This window comes from Hamadaea sp. (assembly GCF_013362815.1).
GTDB lineage: Bacteria > Actinomycetota > Actinomycetes > Mycobacteriales > Micromonosporaceae > Hamadaea.
Map to the genome: position 1 here is coordinate 14734 of NZ_JABFVK010000037.1, position 18519 is coordinate 33252.

At 69.9% G+C, this 18519-nt stretch carries 18 protein-coding genes and 1 riboswitch; of the genes, 15 read left to right on the forward strand and 3 right to left on the reverse strand.

Annotated features, from left to right (window positions below):
* From HOV77_RS18545 to HOV77_RS18600, 12 genes are all read left to right on the forward strand, one after another.
* Positions 1 to 603 carry a CDP-alcohol phosphatidyltransferase family protein gene (locus HOV77_RS18545; protein WP_290863673.1) on the forward strand — a complete coding sequence of 201 codons (603 nt, stop codon included), beginning with the start codon at positions 1 to 3 and terminating at the stop codon, positions 601 to 603.
* The gene (locus HOV77_RS18550; RefSeq protein ID WP_290863674.1) at positions 600 to 1511 is read left to right on the forward strand and encodes a DUF881 domain-containing protein; all 912 of its coding nucleotides are present in this window, start codon (positions 600 to 602) and stop codon (positions 1509 to 1511) included. Before HOV77_RS18545 ends, HOV77_RS18550 begins: the two co-directional genes overlap by 4 nt.
* A complete protein-coding gene (locus HOV77_RS18555; protein WP_290863675.1) occupies positions 1508 to 1840 on the forward strand; it encodes a small basic family protein in 333 nt (110 codons plus the stop codon). Before HOV77_RS18550 ends, HOV77_RS18555 begins: the two co-directional genes overlap by 4 nt.
* An 8-nt stretch (positions 1841 to 1848) precedes the next feature.
* The gene (locus HOV77_RS18560) at positions 1849 to 2850 is read left to right on the forward strand and encodes a DUF881 domain-containing protein (RefSeq protein ID WP_290863676.1); all 1002 of its coding nucleotides are present in this window, start codon (positions 1849 to 1851) and stop codon (positions 2848 to 2850) included.
* Between the two features lie 42 nt (positions 2851 to 2892).
* A complete protein-coding gene (gcvH, locus tag HOV77_RS18565) occupies positions 2893 to 3270 on the forward strand; it encodes a glycine cleavage system protein GcvH (RefSeq protein ID WP_290863753.1) in 378 nt (125 codons plus the stop codon).
* A gap of 168 nt (positions 3271 to 3438) precedes the next feature.
* Positions 3439 to 3879, forward strand: a complete 441-nt coding sequence (locus tag HOV77_RS18570; RefSeq protein WP_253750632.1) for an FHA domain-containing protein — start codon at positions 3439 to 3441, stop codon at positions 3877 to 3879.
* Between the two features lie 77 nt (positions 3880 to 3956).
* The gene (locus tag HOV77_RS18575) at positions 3957 to 4676 is read left to right on the forward strand and encodes a MerR family transcriptional regulator (RefSeq protein ID WP_290863754.1); all 720 of its coding nucleotides are present in this window, start codon (positions 3957 to 3959) and stop codon (positions 4674 to 4676) included.
* Positions 4677 to 4784: 108 nt separating this feature from the next.
* On the forward strand, positions 4785 to 5252 hold the full coding sequence (locus tag HOV77_RS18580) for a bifunctional nuclease family protein (protein ID WP_290863677.1): 468 nt from the start codon (positions 4785 to 4787) through the stop codon (positions 5250 to 5252).
* A 199-nt stretch (positions 5253 to 5451) separates the two neighbouring features.
* Positions 5452 to 6027, forward strand: a complete 576-nt coding sequence (locus HOV77_RS18585; protein WP_290863678.1) for a MerR family transcriptional regulator — start codon at positions 5452 to 5454, stop codon at positions 6025 to 6027.
* 319 nt (positions 6028 to 6346) lie between these two features.
* Positions 6347 to 7948 carry a peptide-N4-asparagine amidase gene (locus HOV77_RS18590; protein ID WP_290863679.1) on the forward strand — a complete coding sequence of 534 codons (1602 nt, stop codon included), beginning with the start codon at positions 6347 to 6349 and terminating at the stop codon, positions 7946 to 7948.
* Positions 7949 to 8040: 92 nt separating this feature from the next.
* Positions 8041 to 9342 carry a mannosyltransferase family protein gene (locus tag HOV77_RS18595; protein WP_290863680.1) on the forward strand — a complete coding sequence of 434 codons (1302 nt, stop codon included), beginning with the start codon at positions 8041 to 8043 and terminating at the stop codon, positions 9340 to 9342.
* Between the two features lie 57 nt (positions 9343 to 9399).
* Positions 9400 to 10062, forward strand: a complete 663-nt coding sequence (locus HOV77_RS18600; RefSeq protein ID WP_290863755.1) for an ElyC/SanA/YdcF family protein — start codon at positions 9400 to 9402, stop codon at positions 10060 to 10062.
* 107 nt (positions 10063 to 10169) lie between these two features.
* On the opposite strand, the gene mgrA is transcribed toward HOV77_RS18600, so the two are convergent.
* Positions 10170 to 11168: an L-glyceraldehyde 3-phosphate reductase gene (gene mgrA / locus HOV77_RS18605; RefSeq protein ID WP_290863681.1), complete on the reverse strand. Its 999-nt coding sequence runs from the start codon at positions 11166 to 11168 to the stop codon at positions 10170 to 10172.
* 76 nt (positions 11169 to 11244) lie between these two features.
* Here mgrA and HOV77_RS18610 point away from each other — a divergent pair, with 76 nt between their 5' ends.
* A complete protein-coding gene (locus HOV77_RS18610) occupies positions 11245 to 11763 on the forward strand; it encodes a YcxB family protein (protein ID WP_290863682.1) in 519 nt (172 codons plus the stop codon).
* A gap of 70 nt (positions 11764 to 11833) precedes the next feature.
* Positions 11834 to 11941, forward strand: a riboswitch (glycine riboswitch).
* Positions 11942 to 12016: 75 nt separating this feature from the next.
* Complete coding sequence (gene gcvP, locus HOV77_RS18615) at positions 12017 to 14818, forward strand: aminomethyl-transferring glycine dehydrogenase (protein WP_290863683.1); 2802 nt, start codon at positions 12017 to 12019, stop codon at positions 14816 to 14818.
* Positions 14819 to 15012: 194 nt separating this feature from the next.
* On the opposite strand, the gene HOV77_RS18620 is transcribed toward gcvP, so the two are convergent.
* Complete coding sequence (locus HOV77_RS18620; RefSeq protein ID WP_290863684.1) at positions 15013 to 15210, reverse strand: DUF5999 family protein; 198 nt, start codon at positions 15208 to 15210, stop codon at positions 15013 to 15015.
* Between the two features lie 213 nt (positions 15211 to 15423).
* On the opposite strand from HOV77_RS18620, the gene HOV77_RS18625 reads away from it, so the two are divergent.
* Complete coding sequence (locus tag HOV77_RS18625) at positions 15424 to 16638, forward strand: chorismate-binding protein (RefSeq protein WP_290863685.1); 1215 nt, start codon at positions 15424 to 15426, stop codon at positions 16636 to 16638.
* Between the two features lie 63 nt (positions 16639 to 16701).
* Here the strand turns inward: HOV77_RS18625 and HOV77_RS18630 are convergent, their stop codons facing one another.
* Positions 16702 to 18483 (reverse strand): substrate-binding and VWA domain-containing protein, encoded by a 1782-nt coding sequence (locus tag HOV77_RS18630; protein WP_290863686.1) that lies wholly within the window; start codon positions 18481 to 18483, stop codon positions 16702 to 16704.
* Between the last annotated feature and the right edge of the window lie 36 nt (positions 18484 to 18519).

The window sequence follows — 18519 nt, forward strand, 5'->3', positions numbered from 1 at the left end:
ATGACGCAGGCGGATCCCCGGTCGAGGATCCTGACCATCCCCAACGCGATCAGCTTTCTGCGGCTGCTCGGCGTTCCGTTGTTCCTTTACCTCTTCCTGGGCCCGCACGCGTGGGGCTGGGCGGTGGCGGTCCTCGCGATCGGCGGGACGACCGACTGGATCGACGGTTACCTGGCCCGGCGGCTCGGGCAGGTGAGCCGCCTCGGCGAGCTCATGGACCCGGTCGCCGACCGGCTCTACATCCTCGCCACGATCGTCGCGCTGACGGTCGAAGACGTGGTGCCGTGGGCGTTCACCATCGCACTGCTGGCCCGGGAGGCCGTGCTGAGCGTGGTGGTCCTGATCCTGCGCCGCTACGGCGTGCCGCCGCTGCCGGTCCATTACGTCGGCAAGACGGCGACTTTCATCCTGCTCTTCGCCTTCCCGGTGCTGCTGCTCGCGGCCACCACCGACGGCGCGGTCTCGTCGGTCTCGCACGCGGCCGGGTGGGCGCTGGCCTGGTGGGGGCTCGTCCTCTACTGGGTCGCCGGCGGCCTTTACATCCTGCAGGCTCGATCGGTGATACGCGCAAAGCAGCCGGCTGCGGCCGGAGGCTCAGCATGACCACCGGCTCGGCGTCCGGTCCGGCGTCTGCGCCGGACGCCGGCGAGCAGGCAGCCCAAGCGCGCCGCCGTTACAGCACGGATCTGCTGGACTCCCTGTTCCGGGAATCCGTCGACGCCAGCCGGGTCGCCTATGAGGCGTCGAAGCGGCGGGGACCGGCTGCGAAGTTGGCATACAAGGTGCTGGGTGCCGTGACCGCGCTGGCCCTCGGCTTCCTCCTCGCCGTGGCGTACCAGAAGGTCGTCGAAGAACAACCCCAGCGCCAGACGGCGCGCGACGGCCTGATCGCCGACATCCACACGCGGCAGGACCGCATCGACGCGCTGACCGGACGCGAGGAGCTGTTGCGCGGCCAGGTGAACAGCCTGCAGGCGGCCTTGCTCAACGACAGCACGCTGCAACGGCTGCGGACCTACGAGGCGGCGACCGGGCTGCGGCGGGTGACCGGCGATGGCGTCACGATCACGCTGGGCGACGGCCAGGCGAAGGCCGACCCGGTGACCGGGCAGACCGACAAGACCGCCCGCGTCCTGTTCGTGGACCTGCGCAACGTGGTGAACGAGCTGTTCACCGACGGGGCGGAGGCGATCGCGATCAACGGCCAGCGGCTGACCTCGACCTCGACCATCCGCTCGGCGGGCGAGGCGATCCTGGTGGACTTCAAGCCGCTGGTCGGGCCCTACAAGATCACCGCCATCGGGCCGGGCTCGATGGCCACTAAGTTCTCCGAGTCGGCCACCGCCGACCTGTTCCGCAAGCTCGTGGACAGCAAGGGGATGTCGTTCTCGGTCAAGCGCACCGACGACCTGACCCTGCCGGCCGCGGCGAATCCGCAGCTGCGCTACGCCAAGCCAGTCGTCTCCGCGTCGCCCTCGGCGACCGCCTCGCCATCGGGAGGTGGCAAGTGATCCCCGTCCTCGCCTTGATCGTCGGGGTCGTCCTCGGCGTCATCCTGGACCCGACCGTCCCGGCGGCGGTCGAACCTTATCTGCCCATCGCGGTGGTGGCCGCCCTCGACGCGGTGTTCGGCGGCGTACGGGCGAAGCTGGACGGCATCTTCGACGACAAGCAGTTCGTCGTCTCGTTCATCTCCAACGTCCTGGTCGCCGGGCTCATCGTGTGGCTGGGCGACCAGCTCGGCGTCGGCGGTCAGCTCTCCACCGGCGTGGTGGTCGTCCTGGGCGTACGGATCTTCGGCAACGTCGCGGCGATCCGGCGGCATCTGTTCCGGGCGTAGGAGGCGGCATGACGAACCCTCAGGACAACCAGCCCGGGCCGGAGCAGCCGGACGAGGCCGATTCCGCGCGTACGGACGCGGACGCTCCGGCGTCCTCCGGCGATGTCCGGGGCGGCTTTCGCGGCGACTTCGACGCGGAGCAGACCATCCGGCTCGACCGGCCCACCGACGACGATGACGATGAAGACATCGACGCGGATTCGGCTGACGCCACGGCTTCGTCCACGGGCGTTGCTGCTGAGGACGACGCACCCGAGGACCAGGCCGAGGCCGAGCCGACGGTCGGGCCGGCCCCGGCAGCGGAGTCAGGTGCGAAGAAGCCCGCAGTGAAGGTGTCGGCCGCGACGATCGTCATCGCCGTGCTCGTCGGGCTGCTCGGCTTCGCCCTCATCGTGCAGGTACGCGGAACCTCGGAGGACTCGACGCTGGCGTCGGCCCGAACCGACGACCTCGTCCGGATCCTGTCCGATCTGGACTCCAACGAGAACCGCGTACGCCAGGAGATCGCCGACCTGGAGCAGCTGAAACGCGAGCTGACCGCCGGTAGTGAGAGTGCCGACGCCGCTCGCACGGCGGCCGAGCAGCGCGCCGACGAGCTGGGCATCCTGGCGGGAACGCTGCCCGCCGAGGGAACCGGGCTCACCGTACGCTTCTCCGGCCAGATCCGGGCCTCCCGGATTCTGGACGCCGTCGAGGAACTCCGGAACGCCGGGGCCGAGGCGATGCAGATCAGCAGCGGCGGCGGGCAGGCCGTACGCATCATCGTCTCGACGTACTTTCAGGACGCGGACGGTGGCCTGAACGTGGGCGGGACGAAGCTGACCGGCCCGTACACGATCACCGTCATCGGCGACCCCGCGACGATGAAGACCGCGCTCAACATTCCGGGCGGGGTGGTGGCGACGGTCAGTAGCGACGGCGGTAACGTGATCGTCGAAGATCCGGGCAAGGTCACCGTGTCCGCGCTCGCCGCGGAACCGGACCTGCAGTACGCGCAGCCCGCCTCCTGACCGGGGGCGGACCGGCGGTAGACGATGGAAGAGGAGCAGCCGTTGATTCCCGAGAATCTGCGCTACACCGCGGAGCACGAGTGGGTGGCCGTGGGCGCCGATCCGGTGCGGGTGGGCATCACCGACTTCGCGCAGGACGCGCTCGGCGACATCGTCTACGTTCAGCTGCCCGAGCCCGGCACGACCGTCGCCGCGGGAGACGCGTTCGGCGAGGTCGAGTCGACCAAGAGCGTCTCCGAGATCTACGCCCCGGTCAGCGGGGTCGTGGTCGCCCGCAACGAGGCACTGGGCGACTCGCCCGACCTGATCAACACCGACCCGTACGGCGAGGGCTGGCTGGTCGAGCTGGAGCCGAGCGACCCGGCGGCGCTCACCTCCCTGCTCGACGCGGACGGCTACCGCAAGCTCACCGAGAGCTGAACTGCCCGCGCGTCCGGTTGACCCTTTCTTCCCTGGCTGGCTACGCTCGCACAACCGATCGCCCGAGGGCCGAGGCCCGCGGGCGTAGCCGCCATCGCACCGTAAGACCCGCTGTACTCCCAGATCGTGTACAGCCAGTTACTGACGACGAAATCGTGAGGTGGTCCGATGACCCGCCCCGGCGACGAGTTCCCCCCGCTCGATGTCACGTCGACCCTGCACCTCGGCTCGCTGGACGAGGTGCTCGAGGGTCCCGACTCCGACGTCGTGCCCGGCCGGGTCTCCGGGCAGCTGCCGGCCGGGATGGCCTTGCTCGTGGTGCGGCGCGGTCCGAACGCGGGCGCTCGGTTCCTGCTCGACCATGACGTGACCACCAGTGGACGGCACCCCGACAGCGACATCTTCCTCGACGACGTGACCGTCTCGCGGCGGCACGCCGAGTTCCACCGCGAGGGTTCCACCTTCACCGTCCGGGACGTGGGCAGCCTCAACGGCACCTACGTCAACCGGGAGCGGGTCGAGTCGGCCACCCTCAACAACGGTGACGAGGTCCAGATCGGCAAGTTCCGGCTGGTCTACATCGCGGGGCCCCGCCCCGAGGAGTCGTGACGCTGTCCGAACGGGCCGCGTCGCCCGGCGACCGGGCGGGCGCGGCGGAGGGCCGCGCCCGCGCCGACGCGCAGCCGCTGTTCAGCATCGGTGAGGTGCTGGCCGAGCTGCGGGCCGAGTTTCCGGACACGACCATCTCCAAGCTGCGTTTCCTGGAGAGCGAAGGGCTGGTCGAGCCGCAGCGCACGCCGTCGGGCTACCGGAAGTACTCGCGGGCCGACGTCCAGCGCCTGCGCTTCGTCCTGACCGCCCAGCGGGATCAGTATCTTCCGCTGCGGGTGATCCGGGAGCAGCTGGCCGAGGGCGGCGACGACCTCGTCGAGGCGTCCGCGCGGCCGAACCTGGTCGCCCTCGGCCCCGACGACGCGCCCCCGATGCCCGCAGCGCCGCCGGTCGTGGTGGCGTCGCAGCCCCGGGAGACCGTCTCGGTGCGGCTGACCGCCGCCGAGTTGGGCGACCGCGCCGGGCTGACGACCGGCCAGCTGCGCGATCTCGAACAGCACGGGCTGATCACGCCGGACGCCGGTGGCCGTTACGACGCCGACGCGCTGGCGATCGCCGAAGTCGCCGCGGCGTTCGCGGAGCACGGCGTACAAGCGCGTCATCTGCGGGCCTGGCGTGCGGCCGCAGACCGCGAGGTAGGCCTGATCGCCGCCCTGGTCGCGCCGTTGTTGCGGCATCCGGATCCGAGTGCGCAGGCGCGCGCGGCCGAGTCGGTACGCGAGCTGACAGTGCTGTCGCAGCGCCTCCACGCCGCACTGGTACGCGTGGGCCTGCGCACCACGCCCGGCCAGTGAGATGCGTGTACGGTGGGTGTGAGGTGAACGAGGCGGTGCTGCCCGCCGGTCCGGTCGAGCCCGGTTCGAGTGGTGCGGCGGGCCTGCGCCGGAGAGAGGGAGGCGACGGTGCGTGAGCTGAGCGTGGTCGGGGTTCGGGTCGAGCTGCCCACCAACCAGCCGATCGTGCTGCTGCGCGAGGTCGATGGCGACCGGTACCTGCCGATCTGGATCGGTGCGGTGGAGGCGACCGCCATCGCCTACGAGCAGCAGGGCGTCAAACCCCAGCGTCCGCTGACCCACGACCTCATGCGAGACGTCCTGCAGGCGCTGTCGGCGCCGCTCTCGGCGGTCGAGATCACCGACCTGCGCGACAGCATCTACTTCGCGGATCTGCTCTTCTCCGACGGCGCGGTCCGGGTGTCCGGCCGCCCCAGCGACGCCATCGCGCTCGCCCTGCGGGTCGGCGCGCCGATCCGGTGCGCCGAGTCGGTCCTGGACGAGGCGGGGATCATCATCCCCGACGAGCAGGAGGACGAGGTCGAGAAGTTCCGGGAGTTCCTCGAGCAGGTCACCCCGGAGGACTTCGCCAGCTAGCCGGCGATCCGGCCGCACGGCACGCCGTCGCGGATACCTCTTTCGCGGCGTGTCCGCGTGTTGCCTCCACCCTGCACCCGGCCCTGCGCTATAGGGTGACAGATGTCGGATCTGGCACCGGCGCTCTCCACCGCGAGCCTCTGCGCGAGCGGGCGCTGAGCTGCGTGCTTACCGGCGCCGCGGAGGTGGAGGTATTCCCATGGAGCCTTACAGCGCAGACCAGGCGACACTGGCGGAGGCGATCCTGCCGGAGCCGACGGTCGGCTACCGAGGGGTGACGGCGTGCCACGCCGTGGGGATCAGCTACCGGCAGATCGACTACTGGGCGCGTACCGGGCTCGTCTCGCCGAGCATCCGTGACGCTTCGGGTTCCGGCACCCAGCGGCTGTACTCCTTCCGGGACCTCGTAGTCCTCAAAGTCGTCAAACGACTACTCGACGCCGGGGTTTCGCTCCAGAACATCCGCAAGGCGATCGAGACGCTCCGCTCGCACGGCGTCGAGGACCTCGCGGGCATAACCCTGATCTCCGACGGCACGACGGTGTACGAGTGCCGCTCGGCCGAAGAGGTCGTCGACCTGCTGCAAGGCGGTCAAGGAGTGTTCGGCATCGCGATCGGCGGCGCATTCAAGGAGATCCAGGGCTCGCTGTCGATGCTGCCGGGGGAGCGGGCCGTTCCCGAGGAGGAGACCGGCGAACCCGCCCCGGTCATCGAGGCCCCGTTCGGCGTCACGGACGAACTGGCCGCTCGGCGGGCCCGCCGTCGGGCTTCCTGACTTCGCTCGCTCTGCGCGCTGCTTGTTCGCGCTGCTTGTTCGCGCTGCTTGTTCGCGCTGCTTGTTCGCGCTGCTTGTTCGCGCTGCTTGTTCGCGCTGCTTGTTCGCGCGATCCCGGGATAACGTGCCTTCGGCGGCGCGCAAAGCCGCAACTTCCCGGGATAAGTCGCAGCCTCGCGTAGCCAGCCGCGCCTACGCGGCCGGGGCGTCGTGAATACGTGCGGAATACATCCGGGCGGGGCCGCCGACAATGCTGATCTTGCGCTGATCCCGACTCTCCAGTGAGATAGAGCCATCTATCGAAACTGGGGAGGTTCCCATGCTCCGACTTCGACGCCTGCTGACCGCGGGCCTCGTGGTGGGCCTGGTGCTCGCGCCGATGCCGGCCGCCGCGGACACACCGCCGGCCGAGTTCGGCACCGACTGGCACGATCCGCTCACCGCCGACCCGCCGATCGCCACGCCGCCGACGAAGTCGTGCCGCGTACAGATCATCGACGCGCACTTCCAGGACTTCACGCCGTACGAGGGGAACTTCGCGCCGCCCGCTGACTGCGCCGGCCCGTGGGCGAAGGTAGTGCTCAGCTTGGACGGGCAGGTCGCCGGCCGGCAGTTCGACCGGCTCGGGTACCTGAACATCGGCGGGGTCACCGTCTTCAAGACGTCCACTCCGGAACCGTCGCCGGCCGGGATCGCCTGGCACGTCGAGAAGGACGTCACGGGGTACGCGTCGCTGTTCGGGCGGGCGCAACCGGTCGAGTCGCTCATCGGCAACGTCGTCAACGACACCTACACCGGGGTGCTGCACGTCCAGGCGTACCTGACGTTCTACACCGCCGACGCGCGGCATCCAGCGCCGAGCGACGGCGCGGACGACGTGTTCGGGCTGGCGAACGTGCATGCTGACGGGACCGCACGGGTCGGCGGGCTGACCGTCGCGCCGAACACCGAGCGTCTGGTCGCCGAGGTCTACGCGACCGGTTCCGGTGGCGGCTGCGAAGAGTTCTGGTACCTCACCGCGCCGCCCGAGTCGGGCTACTCCTGCCCGGCCGACCACGGCCCGTATCGCGAGGTCCAGATCAGCGTCGACGGCGTCCTGGCGGGCATCGCCGCGCCCTACCCGCACATTTACACCGGCGGCTGGTCCAACCCGTTCCTCTGGTACGTCGTGCCCGCGCCGCGCGCCTTCGACATCCAGCCGATCCGCTACGACCTCAGCCCGTTCGCGGGCCTGCTCACCGACGGGCGCGAGCACACCGTGTCGGTCACCGTCACCGGGGTGCCGGCCGGGCAGTCCGGCTGGGACGTCCCGGTCACCCTCCTCGGGTGGCGTGACCACGGATCGGCGCAGGTCACCGGGTCGCTCACGCGGTCCGTCGCGTCGCCGCTCACCAACACCAGCGTGTACGCCGACGGCAGCGAGTCGGATTCGGTGACGACGAACGGAGCGCACCGGTTGACCGTCAGCGGCTACGTGAACACCTCGCACGGGAAGGTCACGACGACGGTCGCCCGCGACGTGTCGAACACCTCGACACACCGCTGGGGTCCGGAGGAGAACCCGGACGCGTTGACGGCCGAGTGGACCGACCGGGAGGTCGTGACGGTCGTCGGGCCGCGTACGCACGACGTGCGCCTCGCCGACCGCCGGTACGCCGTCGACGGCGCGATCACGGTGGACGACGCGAACCGGCTCACCACCACGATCTCCCTGACCGACGCGGCCACGCTCCTGTCCGACGGCACGCCGACGCAGCTGGAGAACGCGTACTCCGGGACGGCGAGCTGGACGCTCGGCGTACCGCGGGAGGAGCGGCACGCCACCGCGACGACCACCCAGCACTGCACGGTCGCCGGCCCAGGCCAGCACTACGACCGTACGGTGACCGCCGTGAACGGAACGTTGACCTTAGGCGGTTAATCGTCGGGCATGCATGGGTGCCCGCGCTGACCGCCGTGAACGGAACGTTGACCTTAGGCCGGTAATCGTCGGGCATGCATTATCGTCTCCGCATGCCCGACGAAACGCTGGCGCTGGAGGGCGCTTCGCCCGCCGTCCGTTCGGCGATCCCGGCCCAGGTCACCGAGGACGCCGCGCCCTCCGGCACCGCCGACGGCGAGCATGCCGCTCCGCCGCTGGGCGAGCCGTCCGCGCGGGAGCGCTGGCGGCAGTCGTTCATCGTGGGCTTCTGGACCTGGTTGTCCGGTCTGGCGCTGTACGCCTTGGCCACCTTCGCGGCGTGGGTGCCGTTCGAGGGGGTGGCGGCGAAGGCCGGCGACCCGCCAGACACCGTGTCGTCGGCGCTGGACGCCTGGAACCGGTGGGACACCACCTGGTACTTGATCATCGCGGACACCGGGTACCACTGGGACACCCGGGCGACCGCCTTCTGGCCGCTCTATCCGCTCGCCGTACGCGCGGCGAACGCGGTCCTGCCGGGCGGCTCGTTCGGCGCCGGGCTGGCTGTGTCGATGGTGTGCTGCCTGGCCGCGCTCGTCCTGATGCATCGGCTGACCGCCGACGCGCTGGACGAGCAGCACGCCCGGCGGGCGGCCTTCTACCTGCTCGCCTTCCCGACCGGGTTCTACCTCGTGGCCGCGTACAACGAGTCGATGTTCATCGCGCTCGCGATCGGCTCGCTCTACTGCATGCGCCGGGGCCACTGGTGGATCGCCGGCGCGCTCGCCGGGCTCGCCGGTGCGACCCGGATGGTCGGTGTGCTGCTGGGTGCTGCCTTCGTCTACGAATACCTGCGGCAATGCGGTTGGTCGGTACGCCGTGTCCGGGCGGACGTGTTGTCGATCCTGCTCGTCCCGGCCGGGCTGGCGGCGTACATGTTCTACCTGTATCGCAGCTTCGGCAGCGCCACGCACTTCCTGGATTCGCAGAAGGCCTGGTTCCACGACGGCTACCAGGCTCCGTGGACCACGATCGGCCAGGTCGCGAAGATGATCCACGACTGGACGCCGATGTTCTCCGGGGACAACTTCCGCAATGTGGCCAACTTGGGGACCGCGTTGCTGATGATCGCGCTGCTGACTTTGGCACTCATCGGACCCTGGAAACTCGGGCCCGGCGACCGCTACCTGGTGATCTTCGCGGCGATCACCCTGATGCTGCCGCTGATCAGCCCGATCCACTCGCACTACCCGCTGAGTTCGCTCTGGCGCTACAGCTTGGAGTGCACGGCCGCGTTCCTCGTGCTGGCGAGGATGGGCCGCAATTCCACCTTCGACCGGTTCTTCACCATGGGTGCTGTCGGCCTGCAAGGTGTCATGATCATCGTGTTCCTGCAGAACAACTTCGTCGCCTGAGTCATTGCCGACCCGGCAACCATCTGGCGGGCGTACGCCATCCTGAAGGGTGTGAAGATCCCTTGGCGGTTGGTACGCCGCACTCTGCTGATCGCCGGCGTGGCCGGTGTCGTGACGGTGGCGGCCAGCCAGCTCTGGATTCGCGGGGCCAGCCGCGGTCACGTGTACGCCGAAAGCGACGTCCCGGCCCGGCCGGTGGCGTTGGTGCTGGGCGCCCAGGTCGATCCGGACGGGAGTCCGTCGGGCTTCCTCGTCGCCCGGCTCGCGGAAGCCAAACGCCTCTACGACGCCGGCAAGGTGGCGGCCATCCTGGTCTCCGGTGACCACGGCGAATGGCGGTACGACGAGCCGGGCCACATGCAGCAGTGGCTCCTGGCGAACGGAGTCCCCGCGGACAAGGTCGTGGCCGACTACGCGGGCTTCGATACCTACGACTCGTGCCAGCGGGCCGTACGCGTCTTCGGCGTCGACGCCGCGATCGTGGTGACCCAGAGCTTCCACATCCAGCGGGCGGTCACCCTGTGCCGGGAGGCCGGCATGGACGCCGTCGGCGTCGGCGACGACAGCGCCCGGCAGTGGCGGCTGCAATGGGATCGGGCGACCGTGCGGGAGCAGGGTGCATACGTCAAGGCGGTGCTGGACGTGGTGAGCCGGCGGGACCCGGTCTACCTCGGCCCGCACGAGACCGGGGTGGAGCGGGCCGTCGCCGCCTCCCGCTGACCCGAGCCCGCTGCTCGGGCCCGCGCTGGACGCTGGATCAGGGTTCCGGGTCGAATCTTGAGGCAAATTCGACCGCGAACCCTGATCCAGCGAGGAAAGCCGCGAACTCAGAGTAGTTTGTCGATCTCCGCGAGTTCGGCGTCGGTGAACTCCAGGTTGTCGAGCGCGGCGATGTTCGCCTCGAGCTGGGCGACGCTGGACGCCCCGATGATCAGGCTCGTCATCCGGGGGTCGCGCAGCGCCCAGGCCAGGGCGAGCTGAGCCAGCGACTGGCCCCGCTGCCGGGCCAGCTCGTTGAGCGCGCTGACCTGTGCGAGCCGCTCCGGCGTCAGGTCGCTCTCGTTGAGGAAGACACTGGTCGCCACCCGCGAGTCCGCCGGTACGCCGTTCAGGTACCGGTCGGTCAGCAGACCCTGCGCCAGTGGGGAGAACGCGATGCAGCCCGCGCCCACCTGCTCCAAGGTGTCCAGGAGCCCGTCGTCTTCGATCCAGCGGTTGATCATCGAGTAGGACGGCTGGTGGATCAGGAGCGGCGTACCGAGGTCGCGGAGGATCGCGGCGGCCTGAGCGGTCTGCTCCGACGTGTACGACGAGATCCCGGCGTACAGGGCCTTGCCCGCGCGGACGGCCGCGTCCAGCGCCGTCATCGTCTCCTCCAGCGGCGTGTCCGGGTCGAACCGGTGGCTGTAGAAGATGTCGACGTAATCGAGTCCCATGCGGCGCAGCGACTGGTCGAGTGAGGCGGTCAGATACTTGCGCGACCCCCATTCGCCGTACGGCCCGGGCCACATCAGATAACCGGCCTTCGTGGAGATGATCAACTCGTCCCGGTACGCCGCCAGATCGCTCGCCAGCAGCCGCCCGAACGTCTCCTCGGCGGTCCCGGGCGGCGGACCGTAGTTGTTCGCCAAGTCGAAGTGCGTGACGCCCAGGTCGAAGGCGCGCAGGACGATGTCCCGCTCGACCTCGTAGGACCGCTGGGCGCCGAAGTTGTGCCAGAGGCCGAGCGAGATCGCGGGCAACCGGAGGCCACTGCGCCCGGACCGGCGGTAGGTCATGGTGTCGTAACGGTCGGAAGCGGCGGAATAGCCGGCTGGGTAAGTCACGATCTTCACCCTAGACCTCGGCCCCGCGGGCCGCCCGGGCCAGCGAAGAGAACGCCTTCGGGTTTAAGGTTCGCCGGTGCATGTCGAGTTCATGACGCAGTCTGACCCGGTCGAGGAACTACGGCTGGTCCGCCGGGAGCTGCAACCGGTGTGGAACCGCCTGGTGTCGAGCGTGGTCCTGGGCGCAATGATCGGCTTGGTCGTCGGCGGGGTGGCCGCCTGGCGCGACATGGCCGGGCTTGGCTGGGCCTGGCTGGTCATCGCGCCGGTGGTCCTCCTTGCCGTTCGGGTGCCGGGCGTCTTCCGACTCGAGGGTGCCACGCGCGTCATCGCGAAACGCCGGGCGAGCGAGCAGTTCCGCGCCTTCGCCCTGACGGACCAGGAGATTCGAATCACGACGGCGCTCGGTGAACATGCCTACCAATGGCCGGCGATCATTCGGGTCGTAATGCCGCCGGGCTACTACGGGCTCATGAGGGACGACGATGCGCTGGCCTGGATCCGCCGGGCGGCGCTCACCCCCGACCAGGACGCTGAGATCGCGGCTTTCCTGGCCGGTCGCGGCCTGCTCGTGCCGACGGCACCGGCCGCCTGACCACCGGCTCGCCGGGAGACATGCGTAACAGCACCGTCATCGGGGCACTGGTACCGTGGCGGGTAGCTGGTACGCCCGCGCGGGAGAGTCCGCGTACCCCGGCACAGACCGGGCAGAACGGCGCCGAAGGGGCAATTCCTCCCCGGAACCTCTCAGGCACCCGGACCGCGCGGGTCGGCGACGCTGGAGCGCAGGGTGGCGACAGCGGGGGAGGACGACATCGTCCCCGCCTCCCTTGGAGCAGCAGAAACCCATGACGAGCCCATTCTCGTTCTCCGCGCGGCATATCGGCCCCACCTCGGACGACGCTCGCCGCATGTTGGAGTCGGTCGGCTACAGCAGCCTCGACGAGCTGATGGACGCGGCCATTCCGGAAGCCATCCGCTGGCACGAGCAGCTGGACCTCCCAGCCGCCGCCACCGAGGCCGAGGTGCTCGGCGAGCTGCGTGAGCTCGCGTCCCGCAACCAGGTTCTGACCTCGATGATCGGGCTCGGCTACTACGGCACGCACACCCCCGGCGTCATCAAGCGCAATGTCCTGGAGAACCCGGCGTGGTACACCGCGTACACGCCGTATCAGCCGGAGATCAGCCAGGGGCGGCTCGAGGCCCTGCTCAACTTCCAGACCGTGGTCACCGACCTCACCGGGCTCGCGACCGCGAACGCGTCGATGCTCGACGAGGCCACGGCGGCCGCCGAGGCGATGACGCTCGCGCGCCGCTCGTCCAAGTCCAAGTCCAACGTGTACGCCGTGGACGCCGACAGCCTTCCGCAGAGCGTCGACGTCATCCGTACGCGGGCCGAGCCGCTCGGCATCGAGGTGCGCGTCGTCGACCTCGAGCAGGAGCTCGACTTCGAGTACTTCGGTCTGCACCTGCAGTATCCGGGAGCCTCGGGAGCCGTGCGGGATCACGCCGCCCTGATCGAAGCCGCCCACGCCCAGGGCGCGCTCGTCACCGTCGCGGCCGATCTGCTGGCCCTCGTCCTGTTGCGCGAACCGGGGGCGATCGGGGCCGACATCGCTTGCGGCACCGCGCAGCGGTTCGGCGTACCCATGGGATTCGGAGGACCGCACGCCGGATATCTGGCGGTGCGCGCGGGCCTGGAGCGGTCGCTGCCCGGGCGGCTTGTCGGCGTCTCGCGCGACGCGGACGGCAACCGGGCCTACCGGCTGGCGTTGCAGACCCGCGAGCAGCACATCCGCCGGGAGAAGGCGACCAGCAACATCTGCACCGCGCAGGTCCTGCTCGCCGTCATGGCGAGCATGTACGCCGTCTACCACGGCCCGAACGGGTTGCGGGCGATCGCCCAGCACGCGCACGACAGCGCGACCCTGCTGGCGGCCGGACTGCGCGACGGCGGCGTGCAGCTCGCCACGGAGCAGTTCTTCGACACGGTGACCGCAGTCGTGCCGGGCCGAGCCGCCGAGGTCGTCGCGGCCGCCGCCGAGCAGGGCGTGAACCTGTGGGCGTTCGACTCCGACCGGATCGCCATCGCCTGCGACGAGACCACCACCGCGGCCGACATCGCCGCCGTGTGGGCCGCGTTCGGCGTCGCGGGTGTCTCCGAAGTGGACGCCTCCGCGGTCGCGTTCGAGCGCACCAGTGACTTCCTGACCCACCCGGTCTTCCGTACGCACCACTCCGAGACGGCGATGCTGCGCTACCTGCGCCGGCTCGCCGATCTGGACTACGCGCTCGACCGGGGCATGATCCCGCTCGGCTCGTGCACGATGAAGCTCAACGCCACCACCGAGATGGAGGCCGTGACGTGGCCGGAGTTCGCGAACGTCCACCCGTTCGCGCCGGCCGCCCAGACTGCGGGTTACGCCGAGCTGATCGAGTCGCTGGAGAGCTGGCTCGCCGAGCTGACCGGGTACGACGCGGTGAGCGTCCAGCCGAACGCGGGGTCGCAGGGTGAGCTCGCCGGTCTGCTGGCGATCCGGGCGTACCACCGGTCGCGGGGCGACGACGACCGCGACGTCTGCCTGATCCCGTCGAGCGCGCACGGCACGAACGCGGCGAGCGCCGTGATGGCCGGGATGCGCGTCGTCGTGGTCGCGTGCGACGAGAACGGCAACGTGGACCTGGTCGATCTCGATCGCAAGCTCGCCGAGCACGCCGAGCGGCTGGCCGCCATCATGGTCACCTACCCGTCCACCCACGGCGTGTACGAGACGGGCATCGCCGAGCTGTGCGCGAAGGTGCACGAGGCGGGCGGTCAGGTGTACGTCGACGGCGCGAACCTCAACGCGCTCGTCGGATTCGCCAAGCCGGGCAAGTTCGGGGCGGACGTGTCGCACCTGAACCTGCACAAGACCTTCTGCATCCCGCACGGCGGTGGCGGGCCCGGCGTCGGGCCGGTCGCGGTGCGGGCGCACCTCGCCGAGTTCCTCCCCGGGCGCGGTGAGCGGTCCGTCGCGGCGATTTCGGCGGCCCCGCATGGTTCGGCCGGCATCCTGCCGATTCCGTGGGCGTACGTGCGGATGATGGGCCCGGACGGGCTGGCGTCGGCGACCGCCCACGCGGTGCTGGCGGCGAACTACGTCGCGGCCAAGCTGCGCGACCACTACCCGGTGCTTTACGCGGGCAACAAGGGTCTCGTGGCCCACGAGTGCATCCTCGACCTGCGGCCGCTGTCCAAGGCGACCGGCGTCTCCGTCGACGACGTCGCCAAGCGGCTGATCGATTACGGCTTCCACGCGCCGACGATGTCCTTCCCCGTGGCGGGGACGCTGATGGTCGAGCCGACCGAGAGCGAGGACCTGGGCGAGCTGGACCGGTTCGTGGAGGCGATGATCGCCATCCGGCGCGAGATCGACGCGGTCGCCGAGGGTGTCTGGCCGAAGGACGACAACCCCTTGGTCAACGCCCCGCATACGGCGGCGATGGTGAGCGGTGACGAGTGGGCGCACGCCTACCCGCGGTCGATGGCTGCCTACCCCGGTGGCATGGACCCGGTGGGCAAGTACTGGGCGCCGGTGCGCCGGATCGACGGTGCGTACGGCGACCGGAACCTGGTCTGCTCGTGCCCGCCGCCGGAGGCGTTCGCCTGATCGGCCCTGGACGTCGGTCCTGATCGGGCTCAGAACGTCGCGAGGCCCGGCCGTTCGCTCGGCCGGGCCACTGGTCTTCGGTGCTTGGCTGCGTCTTTGGTGCCGTCCCGGTGGGCCTTGTGCGTCCTTCCGGGACTTGTGCTGTTCGGCGGCCGACGGTCGTTGTCAGCCGGGGGAGTGAGCGGTGGTGCAGGTCACGCGAGCGCGTGCACTGCGGGGCCTCGCTGCGGTGCGATCATTCTCCCGTCCGGGAGCAGCTCGCCGGTGTCCTCGAAGATGATGACGCCGTTGCAGAGGAGGCTCCAGCCCTGCTCCGGAAAGCTGGCGACGACCCGGGCCGCGTCACGGTCGACGGCGTCGGCGCTCGGGCAGGGCGGTTGGTGCTGGCACATGGGGTGGTCTCCGCTGTGGTTGAGGGGTGATGCCTCGCCACTGTAGTGACGAATCACACGCCCCTGTGGAGTTGGTCACATGAACAGTCACGCACGCTACTACGCCGAACGATGCTATTTCGAGCAAGTAACGCCCCTCACACCCAGTAATCAACCCTTTGGATGATCCAAGTGAGGCCATTGCTACAAGAGTCCGTCGTACATTCGGTATCCATGCGGGGGCTGACACCTGCGACCGGCGCGCCGGTCGTACCGGCTCACTGCCGGGCTCACGCACGGCCGGTGGCCCGGCTCGAATGGCGTCCCGGCGACCCGCTTCCAGCCGGTAAGACCGCCGCTGACCTCGTGGAATCCTTCCTGTCTGAGCGCGGATTGCCGGTGGCCGACCTTGCGGCGGCAGGGTCGGGTGTCGATCTCCCGCACGGCCCCGGCGACATCTGCGGAGCCGCCCTCTACGTCTCGGCGGCGGCCGGCGCGACCCTCGTCGGCGTGTCCCCCGGACGGCCGACGCCGATCCCCGAAGTGCCCGAAATAGTCGCCATCGTGTACGCGCATTCGGAATATTCCATAACCCAGAGTAGTGATCTTGGCTTAGATTCGGCGGCAGAGTTCTCCCTCGGACCCTGGATACCCAGTTGGTCGGAGTCTGATCACGCCGAGGCGGTCGCCGCCGTCCGGGACGCCATCGCCGCCGGCGACGTGTATCAGGTCAACGTCGTCGGGCACGCTGCGGCGGCGTACGCAGGCGATCCGCTGCCCGCGCTGGAGCGGCTCGCCGGGCTGCGGGGGGCGCACTACGCCGGGCTCATCAGCGGCGACGGGTGGGCGATCGCCTGCGCGTCGCCGGAGACGCTGGTCCGCGTACGCGCCGGAATTGCGCAGACACGCCCGATCAAGGGGACCGCGAAGGCGACCGAGGAAGGCCGGGCGATGCTGCTCGCCTCGGCCAAGGAACGCGCCGAGCACGTCATGATCGTGGATCTGGAGCGCAACGACCTAGCGCAGGTGGCCCAGATCGGCAGCGTACGCGTCGAGGAGTTGTTCGCCCTGAAGCATTGGGGCGACCTGTGGCAGGCGGAGTCGACGGTGACGGCACGGCTGCGTCCCGGCGTCGGCCTGGCCGAACTGCTCCGGGCGGTATGCCCCGGCGGGTCGGTCACCGGTGCGCCGAAGCTCGCTGCGCTGGCCCAGATCGCCCGGCTCGAACCGGTCGGCCGCGGCGCGAGCATGGGCGCGCTCGGCTGGGTGGGCCGGGACGGACTCGATCTGGGGCTGACCATCCGTACGGTGGCTGCCACGCCGGCGCAGCTTCACCTGTGGGCCGGCGGCGGGATCACGTGGGGCAGCGATCCGGCCGCCGAAGTCGCCGAAGCCGCCGCCAAGGCCGCGCCCATCAAGGCTCTGCTCGGCGCTCAGCCCGCCCGTTGATCATGAACCTCGGGGCGCGACACGCCGGTCGGGTGGGACCTTAGGTTCATGATCAACGGGAGGCTAACGGACGCCGAAGATGGCCTTCTGCATGACGGGCGTGATGTCGTAGGAGCCTCGCGAGACCAGCGGCGCGGGGGCGTTCGGGGTGGAGGCCGACGAGATCTGCGAGAGGACCTTGCCGTTGGCGTCCTGCCCGAGCGCGATCGTCACGATGGTGACCGGCCGCTTCGGGTCGCCCTTCTTCAGCTTGTCGAGCAGCTGCGCCAGTTTGAGGTTCTTCTCCTGGTCGTCGTTGGCCCCGTCGGTCAGCAGCACCACCATGTTGGCGGCGTCGGGCACGTACTTCGCCTGCACCGCCGTGTAGGCGGCCAGCACGGCCTCGTACATGCCGGTGTTGCCGCCGGCCTTCAGCTCGCCGATGGCCGACTTCAGCTTCGATTCCCGGGTGCCGCCGTCCATCTCGTCGCTGAGCGGGCCGAGCGGCACGTTCTCGACGTAGGACTTGCTCCCCGACTTGTTCGACGAGAACGACCACAGGCCGGCGTTGCCCTTGCCCTGGAAGACCGATAGCGCCTGCTTGGCCGCCTCCTTGGTCAGGTCGAGTTTGGACTTGCCGAGGCCCGGCACCTCCGCGCCCATCGAGCCGGAGACGTCGAGGACGAACAAGGCGTTGGTGAGCCGGGTCAGCGCCGTCCAGGTGTTGATGGTGTCGTTGACCGCGTCGGTCAGCAGTACGCCGCGGGGCAGCGCGGTCAGCGTCGAGATCACGCCGTTGTCCTGCGTGAAGTCCGCGCCCGGCTTACGGTTGGCGTCCCGGTAACCGGCGTTCTGGAAGACCGCCCGGCCGTCGGTGCGGACGTAGCGGAGGAAGGCCCGGGCGACCGCCTGCTTCGGCTTCTGCACCCAGTCGGCGTTGTCGAGCACGAGGTAGGGGTTGTCCGCCTCGATGTTGCTCTTCGGGTAGATCGCGACGAGCGGCGAGTTGGGGTGGGCCTTGTTATGGGCCAGCACCTCCTGCTCCAGCGCCGGGAAGGCCGAGACGTAGGTCAGCCCGCCTTCGCCGCCCTGGCCGCCCTTGGAGTCGAACTCGTCCATGATCGCGCCGGTGTCGTCGGCCTTGACCTCGAGCACCGTCTTCAGCTTGAGCAGGCCCTGCCGCTCGGTGTCGGAGACGTCCTGGTCGTCGTCGCGGTCGATGATCGCCGAGAGGGCGAGCAGACCCGGCGTCGACTGGCCGGGGTCGGTCATCCCGAGCTTGAACTCGCCCCAGCTCTTGCCGTAGGCGTTCCAGCCCTTCACGGCCGCCTGGTCGAGGACGGAGGACCAGTCGACCTTGCCCGAGGGCCAGCCGAGCGCCTGGGCCATCGCCTTCGGCATCGCGAGCACGACCGGCGACCGGGCGACGCTCGGCTGCAGGTCGGGCAGGATGGCTTCGGCGTCGCCGGTCTGGGCGCTGCGGAACCACGCGCTCGACTCGGGCACCCAGACGTCGGGCTGCTGGCCCAGCTCGCTCGGCCACACGCCGGACAGGGCATTGGCGACCTTGTTCGAGTCGGCCGGGGTCACGGTCACCTTGCCGCAGTGGCCGTCCACGTTTGGGCTGGTGGCGGCCCAGGTCTTGCCGAGCTCCTCAAGCAGCGGCGCGGTCGACGGCGCCGCGACGATGGTCGCGGTCACATCGCCGGAGCAGCGGTCGGCCAGGAAGTTCTGGTAGCCGTACACGCCTCCTCCGGCGGCGACCGCCACCAGGACGGGCACGAGGATGAACAGCGCGGTGCGGCCGCTGCGGCGAGGAGTGCTGCGGCGGTGCGACCGGACGGCGGCGGAGCGACCGTTCGGCATGTCGGGTGCCTCCGAGGGGGTGGCGGGGCTCAAGCG

Coding starts and splice junctions, on each gene's coding strand:
- gcvP (WP_290863683.1), top strand. CDS start 12,017: ATGACGAGCCCATTCTCGTTCTCCGCGCGGCATATCGGCCCCACCTCG.
- HOV77_RS18560 (WP_290863676.1), top strand. CDS start 1,849: ATGACGAACCCTCAGGACAACCAGCCCGGGCCGGAGCAGCCGGACGAG.
- HOV77_RS18630 (WP_290863686.1), bottom strand. CDS start 18,483: ATGCCGAACGGTCGCTCCGCCGCCGTCCGGTCGCACCGCCGCAGCACT.
- HOV77_RS18545 (WP_290863673.1), top strand. CDS start 1: ATGACGCAGGCGGATCCCCGGTCGAGGATCCTGACCATCCCCAACGCG.
- HOV77_RS18595 (WP_290863680.1), top strand. CDS start 8,041: ATGCCCGACGAAACGCTGGCGCTGGAGGGCGCTTCGCCCGCCGTCCGT.
- HOV77_RS18625 (WP_290863685.1), top strand. CDS start 15,424: ATGCGGGGGCTGACACCTGCGACCGGCGCGCCGGTCGTACCGGCTCAC.
- HOV77_RS18585 (WP_290863678.1), top strand. CDS start 5,452: ATGGAGCCTTACAGCGCAGACCAGGCGACACTGGCGGAGGCGATCCTG.
- HOV77_RS18550 (WP_290863674.1), top strand. CDS start 600: ATGACCACCGGCTCGGCGTCCGGTCCGGCGTCTGCGCCGGACGCCGGC.
- HOV77_RS18590 (WP_290863679.1), top strand. CDS start 6,347: ATGCTCCGACTTCGACGCCTGCTGACCGCGGGCCTCGTGGTGGGCCTG.
- HOV77_RS18620 (WP_290863684.1), bottom strand. CDS start 15,210: ATGTGCCAGCACCAACCGCCCTGCCCGAGCGCCGACGCCGTCGACCGT.
- HOV77_RS18570 (WP_253750632.1), top strand. CDS start 3,439: ATGACCCGCCCCGGCGACGAGTTCCCCCCGCTCGATGTCACGTCGACC.